The organism is Exiguobacterium sp. s127 (assembly GCF_018618695.1).
GTDB lineage: Bacteria > Bacillota > Bacilli > Exiguobacteriales > Exiguobacteriaceae > Exiguobacterium_A > Exiguobacterium_A oxidotolerans.
This window is the reverse complement of record NZ_JACSMO010000006.1, coordinates 156,433-165,153: the sequence shown is the minus strand read 5'-3', so window position 1 is coordinate 165,153 and position 8,721 is coordinate 156,433. Positions and strand designations below refer to the sequence as shown.

10 protein-coding genes and 1 pseudogene are annotated in these 8,721 nt (G+C 51.7%); 8 read left to right on the top strand and 3 right to left on the bottom strand.

Annotated elements, in window-relative coordinates:
* Window positions 1-353, bottom strand: a pseudogene (locus KNP98_RS10095) (copper amine oxidase); the annotation flags it as partial.
* 326 nt (window positions 354-679) lie between these two features.
* On the opposite strand from KNP98_RS10095, the gene KNP98_RS10090 reads away from it, so the two are divergent.
* The 7 genes from KNP98_RS10090 (at window position 680) to KNP98_RS10060 (ending at window position 7,095) form a co-directional block, all read left to right on the top strand.
* Complete coding sequence (locus tag KNP98_RS10090; RefSeq protein WP_251135169.1) at window positions 680-2,053, top strand: PepSY-associated TM helix domain-containing protein; 1,374 nt, start codon at window positions 680-682, stop codon at window positions 2,051-2,053.
* Entirely contained in the window at window positions 2,050-2,502 is a 453-nt protein-coding gene (locus KNP98_RS10085) for a hypothetical protein (RefSeq protein ID WP_214805621.1), read from the top strand. The genes KNP98_RS10090 and KNP98_RS10085 overlap by 4 nt, the downstream gene beginning before the upstream one ends.
* A 125-nt stretch (window positions 2,503-2,627) precedes the next feature.
* On the top strand, window positions 2,628-3,998 hold the full coding sequence (locus tag KNP98_RS10080; protein WP_088836137.1) for a copper amine oxidase: 1,371 nt from the start codon (window positions 2,628-2,630) through the stop codon (window positions 3,996-3,998).
* Between the two features lie 250 nt (window positions 3,999-4,248).
* Window positions 4,249-4,500 (top strand): hypothetical protein, encoded by a 252-nt coding sequence (locus KNP98_RS10075; RefSeq protein ID WP_088836138.1) that lies wholly within the window; start codon window positions 4,249-4,251, stop codon window positions 4,498-4,500.
* Between the two features lie 174 nt (window positions 4,501-4,674).
* Window positions 4,675-5,733: a bifunctional transcriptional activator/DNA repair enzyme AdaA gene (locus KNP98_RS10070; RefSeq protein WP_214767331.1), complete on the top strand. Its 1,059-nt coding sequence runs from the start codon at window positions 4,675-4,677 to the stop codon at window positions 5,731-5,733.
* Window positions 5,720-6,763, top strand: coding sequence for a DNA alkylation repair protein (locus tag KNP98_RS10065; RefSeq protein WP_088838399.1), 1,044 nt, complete (start codon window positions 5,720-5,722; stop codon window positions 6,761-6,763). The genes KNP98_RS10070 and KNP98_RS10065 overlap by 14 nt, the downstream gene beginning before the upstream one ends.
* A gap of 2 nt (window positions 6,764-6,765) precedes the next feature.
* The gene (locus KNP98_RS10060; protein WP_088836140.1) at window positions 6,766-7,095 is read left to right on the top strand and encodes a hypothetical protein; all 330 of its coding nucleotides are present in this window, start codon (window positions 6,766-6,768) and stop codon (window positions 7,093-7,095) included.
* Between the two features lie 53 nt (window positions 7,096-7,148).
* Here KNP98_RS10060 and KNP98_RS10055 read toward each other — a convergent pair whose 3' ends face one another.
* Window positions 7,149-7,445: a hypothetical protein gene (locus tag KNP98_RS10055; RefSeq protein ID WP_251132069.1), complete on the bottom strand. Its 297-nt coding sequence runs from the start codon at window positions 7,443-7,445 to the stop codon at window positions 7,149-7,151.
* 22 nt (window positions 7,446-7,467) lie between these two features.
* Complete coding sequence (locus KNP98_RS10050) at window positions 7,468-8,049, bottom strand: DEAD/DEAH box helicase family protein (protein WP_088836142.1); 582 nt, start codon at window positions 8,047-8,049, stop codon at window positions 7,468-7,470.
* A gap of 137 nt (window positions 8,050-8,186) precedes the next feature.
* Here KNP98_RS10050 and KNP98_RS10045 point away from each other — a divergent pair, with 137 nt between their 5' ends.
* Window positions 8,187-8,714, top strand: coding sequence for an NUMOD4 domain-containing protein (locus tag KNP98_RS10045; protein ID WP_157898460.1), 528 nt, complete (start codon window positions 8,187-8,189; stop codon window positions 8,712-8,714).
* The last annotated feature ends 7 nt before the right edge of the window (window positions 8,715-8,721 follow it).

The window sequence follows — 8,721 nt, the reverse complement described above, 5'->3', positions numbered from 1 at the left end:
TTGTTGTGATCGACGAAGATTTTTTCGAATTGTTTCGCGCCTTCGTCGCCATAGACTGAAGCGATTGCCGGTGTCATGTCGAGTGCGTTTTGTTTGAGTGCTGCTTCATAATACTCAGCATCTTTTGAACCGTCATATTGTTTTTTCATGTCCATGACAGCAAGCACGAAGTGCTCAGAAAGTAATTGGTCGAGTGTCGCACGAAGATCTGCTGCTTTCGTTTTGACCGTGACGTTTTTTGCTTTGTCCTCATGCATCATGTCGTCTGAACCGCCTGATGCGAACGCCGCCGTTCCTGGTAATACGAGTGCTGCTGCCATTGCTGATGCTGCGAATTTTTTAGTGTGTTTCATTTGTAATCATCCTTTCAAATTTGGGTTTTATTTTAACCAATCTGGTAATTCGTTTCCTCATCGTTCTGAACAGCATACGCACCCGGATTTCGTTTGGATTTAAAAAAGCAAAAAAAAGTGAAATCTTTTTTAAGTCATTTGTGGAATCTATGAAAAAAGACTCCAGTATGTGTGCATTTTCTTCATAGGGACTACGCAGAAACAACACTGGATTGGCAAGAATTCGCCATAGTGTGTTAAAAGTTGGCTTGATGTAACCGCTTATAATTAAAGACGTGTTCACATGTGGGACATATCATATATAGGAAAGAACGGGGGATATGATCATGAAAGAACGGAATCAAGCTTCGCGCGTGCAGCAGAGCTGGTACCAATCGATGTGGCGGTGGCATTTTTATGCAGGCATTATTTTTGCACCGATTTTTATCATACTTGCCGTCACAGGATCGATTTACTTATTTAAACCGCAACTTGAAGACATGCTATACCGTGACATGATCTTCACGGAAGAGACAGGGCAACGTTTGCCGCTCGAAAATCAAATGCAGGCTGTGACAACTAAGTATCCGGAAGTAAGTGTCACTTCAATTGGCCAGTTTGCAGAGGCAGACCGGACGACACGGATTGGCGTGACGTTCAAAGAGGAGTCGGGATATGTCTATGTTGATCCATACACGGATGAAGTGACGGGGAAACGACTCGGGGCAGGACCACTTGGCTTCATCAAAACGCTGCATGGCGAACTATTCGCTGGGAAAGCCGGAAATCTTCTCGTCGAACTTGCAGCGAGCTGGGCAATCATTTTATTGGTCACAGGAACGTATCTCTTTTGGCCACGAGGGAAAACGGGGAGCTTCAAGCGTGTATTTTTCCCGTCCTTCAGACAGAAAAACGGAGCACGTAATTTTTGGAAGGGGCTTCATGGTTCAGTTGCCGTCTGGTCGACGATTGGATTACTCGTGATCATCGGTTCCGGACTCGCATGGTCGGGTGTCGCAGGTCAGTGGATCAATACGATTGCGACGAAAGCCAATTCGAACTATCCACAGTTTGCGTACGGACCGGATGAAAGTATGGCGTCAAAAATCGTCACGAAGGACATTGCGACGGATATTCCTTGGGCGACACAAAACGACGTCGTTCCGAGTTCGGGACCAGCTCGACCGTTGACACTGTCTGTGACGGAAGTCGCGGCTGAAGCGAAACAGTTAGGGATGGGACGCCCGTATCAAATTACACTTCCACAAGGGGAAACAGGGGTCTATACGTTATCCTCTCTTCAAAGTGCGCCGACCAAAGAAGCGACGATTAATCTCGATCAATATTCGGGAACGGTCTTATCCAATGTCTCTTATGCAGACTACGGACTCCTCGCGAAGGGCATTACGCTTGGGATTGGGTTTCATGAAGGACGGTTGTTTGGCTTCTTGAATCAACTCGTCGGATTAGCACTATGTCTAGGATTAATCTTCATCGTCATCAGTTCATTTGTTCTATGGTGGAAACGCCGAAATGGTGCAGGAAAACTAGTGGCACCAAAACGGGCGAGTGATCAACGCGTGCAAAAAATCGTTGCCGGTTTGATTGTAGTGATCAGTTTGACGATGCCACTCGCGGCACTGTCGGTCATGACGATCCTCGTGCTCGATTTCTTGATTTTCACGCGTCGACGTAAAGGAAATAAGGAGGCGGCAGCATGAAGCGGATCGTATTAACAGGTTTATTCGCCAGTAGTATGGTGTTACTGGCCGGCTGTCAGTTCGAGACAAAAGCGGCTGCGCCTGCGATGAAAGTCGGACTTTACGCACCGGAGAAAATCGCAGCAGACACGAACACGACGGTCGCGCTTGAAATTGAGAACCCACAAGCCATCGATCAGGTGCATGTTCAAGTTACGCCAGTAGGAAGTGACGAGACAGAAACGTATATGGCAGAACAGAAACAGGGACATTATGTCAGCAGTATTCCCTTTAAAAAAGCCGGTGTCTATCTCGTCAATGGTATGGTCCATGTCGGTTCGCATGTCTACACACCAAAAGCACTCGTTCAAGTGGGGGATGTGTCAGAAAAAGAGCTCGAGGCGGCACAGAGCTTATTGAAACAGGCCGTACCGGCAGGGGAACAGACGGATCATCATGGACATCATTAATGGGAAATAAGGACTTCGCTGCCGAAGTCTTTATTTTTTTGGGAAAAATATTAAAAATCAAAACTATTTGTGAACTTCTTACGTTATCTATGTGTAGTCCAAAAAAATAAAGGGGTGTTTACAAGATGAAAATGAAAAAGTCGTTTCTCGCAGTTCCACTCAGTGCCGCATTGTTGATTCCGGCAGCCGGCGTCAGTGCCCATGGTCATGAAGATCACAGCAAGATGGCCAGCTCCGGAAACATGTCTCTCGATGTCTCCTCACCAGCGTCCGACCTCCGGGCGACACTCGATCAGCTTTTATCGGAACATGCCTACCTCGCAGTCGTTGCAATGCAAAAAGGGATTGATGGGGCGGATGATTTTGATCAAGCAGCAGGTGCACTGAATCAAAATGCCGATGATCTCTCAGCAGCCGTCGGATCAGTTTACGGGGATGAAGGCGGAGAAGCCTTTAAAGAAATTTGGAAAAGTCACATCGGTTACTTCGTCGATTACGTGAAAGCAACAGGGGCAGAAGATGAGGAAGCAAAACAAAAAGCGCTCGATGACCTCGATTCGTACCGCGTCGAACAGGCAGCCTTTTTGGATAAAGCAACGGAAGGGCGATTGAAAGCAGCTGATCTCGAAGGTGGCTTAAAAGTCCACGTCACCCAACTCTTGACGTCGTTCGACAGTTACGTTGCAGGTGATTATGACGCCACGTACAGCAATTTGCGAAAAGCAATCGAGCATATGTACATGGTCGGGGAAGGATTATCGGGAGCAATCGTCGATCAATACCCGGATAAATTTGAAAATACGAAAGTCGATACACCCGCAGCCGATTTACGTGCCGGTCTGAACCACAACTTCTCGGAACACGCGGCACTCGCAATACTTGCGATGCAAAAAGGGATTGAAGGAGCAAAAGACTTTGATGCCGCAGCCGGTGCACTCAGTGAAAACACGGACGACCTGACAGCATCAATCGGCTCGGTCTACGGTAGTGATGCAGCGAAAGAATTCAAAAAAATCTGGTCGAGCCACATCGGCTACTTCGTCGACTATGTCAAAGCAACGGGGGCGGAAGATGAAGACGCACGTGACATGGCCGTCAAAGAGCTCGACGAATACCGTGTCGAACAAGCGGCCTTCCTTGATGCAGCAACGGAAGGTCGCCTGAAGTCAAAAGACCTGGAAGAAGGCTTGAAGATGCACGTTGATCAATTGTTACTCGCCTTCAACAGCTACAATGAAAAAGACTACGATAAAACGTACCCGGCAATCCGTGAAGCTTACGGTCATATGTACGGAGTCGGTGAAGGAACAGCGACAGCAATCGTCGATCAATTCCCGGATAAATTCCAAGGGACGCCAGCAAGCATGCCGAACACAGGTCTTGGCGGAGCCGCTGAAACTCAATCGTCAGCCGGTATCTTATGGTCACTGTTCGGAATTGCAGCCGCTTCACTTCTAGGATTTTTTGCAATCCGCGGTCGTCGCGAACAACAATAAGCTGTCTGACGGAGATGACTCAAAAAAGTCGCCTGAAGCGCGTGCGTTCTTTTAGACGAGAGGAGGGTGGCGGATGTAACATCGGCCACCCTTGCCTCTGTAAAGACTGACGTTTAAGTCAGTTGCATTAGATTGCAGACTCAATGATTTTGAAGGGTTCAAGATTCGTTCCTACTCCCGCATTCTTCGGGAAACGAATCTCTGTTAGAGGACGGTCACTAGAATAGAAGTCAGGAAAGGAGGAGGAACAATGAAACGAACCATCGGCGTGGTAGTAGTACTCGTCTTCGTCGTCTTCATAGCTCTCATGACACCAGAACTGCATGCAGTGGCAGTTGAACATCTGTTGCAGGATCCATTGACATCGAGCGAAATCATCCCGGTCGAAGATCGTGCAGTCGAGCCAGGTATCGTCCCGCGTATCTTACCGTGGATTGTCAGTAGTCTATTGCTCAGTGCCTTCGTGACGTTCCTCCTCCTGCGACGTAAACCAAAGCGTTAAATGAAAGCACGATCCGTTTCTCAGCCATCTGTGGCTGAAGAGGCGGATTTTTTTTTTGAAGTGGACACGCGTCCGGATCAGACATGATGCAAAAACAAAAACATCGATGCCTGATTTTCGGCGACATCGCGACGAAAGAACTCGGTATACTGAAGGAAAGAAGGAGGCGATTGCATGGAGGACCATCAAACAGAAGAGTATTATGCGGCACTCGTCCGCCGGGATGCGACCTATGAAGGGCGGTTCTTCGTCGGCGTCAAGACGACAGGCATCTTTTGCCGTCCGTCCTGTCCGGCCCGGAAACCGAAACGGGAGAATTGTGAATTTTACAAGACGGCGAAAGAAGCCTTACTCGCTTCATATCGCCCGTGTCTCCGCTGTAAACCCTTGTCGCACCCCGGTGCGAGTGACATCATCAGCCGTCTTGTTGCCGCTGTCGAAGCGACACCGGAAAAACGATTTAAGGAGGGCGATTTCCGGGAACTTGGACTCGATGCGTCAACGGCGCGCCGCCAATTCAAAAAACGCTTCGGGATGACGTTCGTCGAGTATGCCCGCTCACGTCGGATGGGACTGGCGATGAAAGAAATCCGGACCGGGAAACCGGTCATCGAGGCCCAGCTCGCGGGTGGCTACGAATCGAGCAGCGGCTTTCGGGATGCTTTCGCAAAAATCATGGGTGCGACACCAAAACGCTGGGACGGGACTTACTTGCAGGCGAAATGGCTCGATACGCCACTCGGTCCGATGCTCGCGATTGCGGACGACGCAGCCCTTCATTTGCTTGAATTCGTCGATCGCCGAGGACTGGAACGGGAGATCGAACGGCTTCGTCTCGCGGCACGTGCCGTCATCGTCCCGGGGGAATCAATCATCTTTGAGCAAATCGGACAGGAGCTGACCGACTATTTCGACGGGACGCTGAACAAGTTCGCGACGCCGCGCAAACTGTACGGGACACCATTCCAGCGTCTCGTCTGGGCCGAGTTGGAGCAAATTCCATCCGGGGAGACGATTTCCTATCAAGAACTTGCCATCCGGATCGGTAATCCACTCGCCGTTCGTGCCGTCGCCCGGGCGAACGGTGCCAATCAACTGGCACTCGTCATCCCGTGTCACCGCGTCATTCGGGCGAATGGCGACTTAGGCGGATATGCCGGCGGGCTCGCCCGGAAAGCGACGTTACTCGAAACCGAACGACGAAAGGACTGGATGCTGCATGGCACTGATTAAAGATGTTTTTTCAGACGACTGGCTCGACCGCCTGAGTCGGGCGCTGGATGCGCCGCGGCTGCAGCAGGACATCAAACAAGCCGACTGGGAGGAACTCGCCTTCAAACAACGGGTCCGCCGAATTTCGACGTCGCTTGGATCGTATGTGCCACGTGAATTTGATGGGGCGGCGACAACACTCGAACGGCTTGCCCCGGAGTTCACGGGACTCGCCGGGATCGTGTTTCCCGACTATATCGAGCTCTACGGCGACGACTGGGACCGGTCGTTGCTGGCACTCGAACGGCTGACGCCGTATTCGACAGCGGAGTTCGCTGTCCGGCGATTTTTACTGAGCGACCAAGACCGGTACTTACAACAGGCACTGCTCTGGAGCACGTCGGACGATGAACATGTCCGGCGCCTGGCATCGGAAGGGACACGACCACGCCTACCATGGGGACAGGCCATCCCGGCGTTGATTGCCGATCCGCGTCCCGTCCTGCCGCTGCTCGACCGGTTGCTGACCGACGACTCACTTTACGTCCGCAAGAGTGTCGCCAATCACTTGAACGACATCACGAAGACGCACCCGGAACTTGTGATTGAACGACTCGATCAGCTCGGAAACAATCCGCAGACGGACTGGGTGTTACGTCATGCTTCGCGGACGTTGCTGAAACAAGGACACCCTGACGTCCTAAAGGCATTTGGTCTCGTGACACGCGGCACGGTCACGGTCGATGATTTGACGGTGACACCGTCGCTGCCGATCGGGGGCGAGCTGTCATTTACGTTTAGCCTCGCGACGACGGAACCGCAAGTCCTGCGGATTGAATATGCGATTGACTATTTCAAAAAGCGGAAAACGAGTCGGAAGGTCTTCCGAATCAGTGAACGGCTCGTCCGTGAGCGGGAGACATTCACGAAGAGGCAATCGTTTCGTAACTTGACGACACGTGTCCACTATCCGGGGACGCATCGTGTGACCATCTTGATTAATGGGCAAGCTTACGCAACGGCAACGTTTGACGTGACAGGGGAGGAATGAAGATGAACGGACGCCATCCTGACTTTACGACGTCCCGCTTACACATCGAAGCGGTGGATACGACAGACGGCTGTGTTTGGACATTGGAGCTGCGGGACGAGCACCAACAGGTTGCGACGATGCAGTTAGCCGGTCAGCAACTCAGCTATGACGCAATCGATCCGTCTGACGCCGCCGGCTACGTTGAAGAAGCCTTGAGGGTCATCACGGCGTATCTGGCACGGACATTATTGTTACCGTCCGTGACGGGCAGAGGCGGGGAAGCCGTCGTTTGGGAGAAGAGTGGATTTGAGAGAACGGATGACGGATTTTCGTTAGCCTTGACGCACTAAACGAAAAAGAGGACAATCCGCGTCGCAGACTGCGAACGGCTTGTCCTCTTTTTTTAAGGTTCCGAGATGCCGTTCGCGAGCAGCAGGAGATAAACCCAAATCACGAGCGGGAGCAACAGCATCAGAGTGGCAAGCAGGCTGAAGGTCTTGATGACAGTGTTTTTCAACCGGAGCGCAATCAGGAGTGACATCACATAGCCGACGCCGACGAGCGAATACAGACTGATCGGGACCCAAAGGCTCATATTCGGGAACGTCCGTCCGTTCAGCCCGAAGAACAGCAGGATGCTGACAATCAAGAGGATGAAAGTCAGGATCAGAGAGTGGTATTCGTTCCGGTGCGACTTCAAGCGGCATTCCCCTTTCATGACGTTACCTGACGGGTGTGTAAGACCAGCCGAAGCGGGCACAGATTGCTTCGGCACTTGCAGCGGCAGAGCGTCCTTCCGTATCCAGGCGGAAGTAGTTCGGGTACGGCAGTTCTCCTGGCAGGGAGGACGTCCGGTAGCCGTCTGCCGTCTCGAGCAAGTCGTTTTCGGAAGCGGCGAGATCCCGTTTCGTAAACTTATGGGTGAGGCGGTTTTCCGTCGTATTCCGCGTGAGACGAGTCGCGACGGATGCTTCGAGTTCGACGATATAGACGTCGGAACCCGCCTCTTCAAACAACGCGACCGTCTCCTCGATGAATTCGATTCCCCCGCCCTCGACCCCGAACAGGCAGAGGAACGTGAAGAGGACACCTTCGAGATCACTGACCGCCATCTCCTTGAACATCTCCCGGCGGATCAAGTCCTTCAGCCTGTGATGGGCGGGCTTTGTAAAGTCGAAATAGGGCAACAGCAAATCGATTGTCTGGTGGTTATGAAACAACTTCATCCCGGTCAACCGTTCGAGTTCCTGACCGATCGTCATTTTTCCGACCGCCTGCGGACCGAGCAATAAAACGAATTTCATCAAAAGACCCCGTTTCCTTTTTTTGTTAGATTACCATACCGGTTCAGCATGTTGGAGTTAGAACGTTTGTTCGTAAAATGATATAATGGAGATAACAACGGATGGCGTGTCACAACGAATGGAGGGTGTTCGGGCAGATGGAACATTGGAAGATGGTACAAGGATATGAAGGGAGTTATCAAGTGTCGACGTCGGGAAATGTCCGTTCGCTCGACCGGATTGTCGAGACAAGCCGTGGCGTCAAACAGCGGCGCACGGGTGTCGTCCTGCGTCCGCGAATCAATCAGGACGGCTATCGGAAAGTGACGCTGTATCAGCAGGGGCGTGGTGAACGGTTTTACGTCGGTGAACTCGTCGCCCGGGCGTTTCTTGACCCGACTGCCTGCCAGGAACGTCTCGTGCGGGCGGACGGTGACCGCTTGAATGACCAGATTGATAATCTGTCCGTCAAGCCTTCGCCAAGCCAAGCCTATGCTTCCTTACTCGCTGAATTCGATCTGCTGTTGACGGACCATGTCGAATTGTCGGCGTGGCAGATTCGGGAGATCCGGCGGCGCTACCGGACGGGCGAAGCGTCGATTCGAAAGCTTGCGCTCGTGTACGGGGTGACTGAAAACCGGGTCCGCAATATCATCGATAAGAAAGAGGCGCGGTATGTCATGTAGGCAGAAG

Excerpts from the sequence above, each read along its gene's own strand:
- KNP98_RS10090 (WP_251135169.1), top strand. The coding sequence starts at position 680 with ATGAAAGAACGGAATCAAGCTTCGCGCGTGCAGCAGAGCTGGTACCAA.
- KNP98_RS10060 (WP_088836140.1), top strand. The coding sequence starts at position 6,766 with ATGAACGGACGCCATCCTGACTTTACGACGTCCCGCTTACACATCGAA.
- KNP98_RS10075 (WP_088836138.1), top strand. The coding sequence starts at position 4,249 with ATGAAACGAACCATCGGCGTGGTAGTAGTACTCGTCTTCGTCGTCTTC.
- KNP98_RS10050 (WP_088836142.1), bottom strand. The coding sequence starts at position 8,049 with ATGAAATTCGTTTTATTGCTCGGTCCGCAGGCGGTCGGAAAAATGACG.
- KNP98_RS10045 (WP_157898460.1), top strand. The coding sequence starts at position 8,187 with ATGGAACATTGGAAGATGGTACAAGGATATGAAGGGAGTTATCAAGTG.
- KNP98_RS10085 (WP_214805621.1), top strand. The coding sequence starts at position 2,050 with ATGAAGCGGATCGTATTAACAGGTTTATTCGCCAGTAGTATGGTGTTA.
- KNP98_RS10065 (WP_088838399.1), top strand. The coding sequence starts at position 5,720 with ATGGCACTGATTAAAGATGTTTTTTCAGACGACTGGCTCGACCGCCTG.
- KNP98_RS10080 (WP_088836137.1), top strand. The coding sequence starts at position 2,628 with ATGAAAATGAAAAAGTCGTTTCTCGCAGTTCCACTCAGTGCCGCATTG.
- KNP98_RS10070 (WP_214767331.1), top strand. The coding sequence starts at position 4,675 with ATGGAGGACCATCAAACAGAAGAGTATTATGCGGCACTCGTCCGCCGG.